Origin of the sequence: Gillisia xinjiangensis (assembly GCF_046298265.1) — a bacterium.
GTDB classification, from domain to species: domain Bacteria; phylum Bacteroidota; class Bacteroidia; order Flavobacteriales; family Flavobacteriaceae; genus Gillisia; species Gillisia xinjiangensis.
Genome location: NZ_JBKAHK010000053.1, coordinates 1 through 637, shown reverse-complemented (window position 1 = coordinate 637; position 637 = coordinate 1). Strand labels below are relative to the sequence as shown.

Below are 637 nucleotides of genomic sequence, written 5' to 3'. Positions count from 1 at the left end.
CCCCGCTGGTCGAAGGCTTTGCGCACCGCCTGGCCGTAGTCCGTATCTAGCGCCGCCACGGTCAGGCCGATGGTGTCGATGATGGTGTTCTCGGCCTCGCGCCGTGCCGCTTCGGGAATATCCGTCGCCGTCAGTCCCTCGATCCAGGTGGCGAGGGATTCCGAAACGCTCGGGACGGTAGAGTTTGCGGCCATGACTGATCCTTCGGACTGGTATTCGACTAGTGGCGGAAGCGGGCGAGGCCGGCGAGGTCGGGCTGTTCGCCGAGGTCCTGGCAGAAACTGAGCAGCGCCTCGGCTTGCGGCCGGCTCCAGCCGCCGTGAGCGGCATTGGCGAAAAACTTGGCGACGATGTCGGCGTCGCTCAGCGGCTCGTGCATGCCACCGCGCATATGCGGCTGGCGCCGCTCGACCACCTGGCCATTCTTCAGCGTTACCCTGATGTGGCCGCTATAGTTGCGCGGGTATTCGTTGTCGGGGTCGATGATGTAGGAAATCCTGCGGGCCAGGGCCAGGACGCGCACATCCTTGGCCTTTTCATCGGTGAACTGGGCGAGGCCGGCATCGCCCTCGTAGAAGGCGACGGCCATGCAGAAGGGCATGGAGAACTTTGCGGCGTAGCCCGATGGCGGCTGGTG

The 637-nt window shown here is 65.0% G+C and carries 2 protein-coding genes; both read right to left on the bottom strand.

The features are described 5' to 3' along the window. Positions 1–194: MmgE/PrpD family protein (locus ACKGJN_RS16420; protein WP_409540647.1), on the bottom strand; the 194-nt coding region annotated here is incomplete at its 3' end. Positions 195–220: 26 nt separating this feature from the next. Beyond that, on the bottom strand, positions 221–637 hold a 417-nt coding region (locus ACKGJN_RS16415), incomplete at its 5' end, for a hypothetical protein (RefSeq protein WP_409540646.1).